The organism is Prevotella sp. oral taxon 317 str. F0108, from assembly GCF_000162415.1.
GTDB classification, from domain to species: domain Bacteria; phylum Bacteroidota; class Bacteroidia; order Bacteroidales; family Bacteroidaceae; genus Prevotella; species Prevotella conceptionensis.
On sequence record NZ_GG740127.1, the window covers coordinates 1 to 588 of the forward strand.

At 61.4% G+C, this 588-nt stretch carries 1 pseudogene; it reads right to left on the bottom strand.

The window, feature by feature from the left end:
• Positions 1-588 (bottom strand): annotated as a pseudogene (locus HMPREF0670_RS15230) (RHS repeat domain-containing protein); the annotation flags it as partial.

Genomic DNA, 588 nt, shown 5'->3' on the forward strand with positions numbered 1-588 from the left:
ATCGCCGTTGGCAACCAGCTTGGCGGCAGGTACGAACGTGTCTTGTTCGAAGAGCCAAGTAATTACGCTTTCTTCCGATTCGGCCGTCTCCGTCCATTCGTGCAGCGGCACGTTGCCGTCCCAAACGAAGTGGGTGGTCGTTCCTGCAAAAGATTTTCGGATGCGACGGCCGAGGGCGTCGTAGGCGAACGACACTTCCTTGCCGTCGGGGCGGACAACGCGGGCAAGCATGCCGTCGCTCTGCCAGTCGTAACGCCAGCCCGTGCCGAAGGCGCGGAAAGTGATGCCAAGCTCGGCTTCGAGCCGCTCCTTATTAATGGGGGCGATGACGCCGCCGCGCAACGCCATTTCCTTGAACTCCTTGAACACGAGGTTGCCCTCGCAGTCGTAGTGGTAGAAATGTTCGCGGTCTTCGGCAAGCCGTCCGCCGGCGTCATACTTGCGGTCGTCCTTCTCACGCGACTCGAAGAGGTTGCCCATGCGGTCGGGCACGCGGTAGAGGCGTTCCACCTCGCCGCCGCGTTCGTACTCGGCCGAGATGAGGTTGTCGAACTCGTCGTAGTCGTACCGTGCCACGCGTCCCGATAT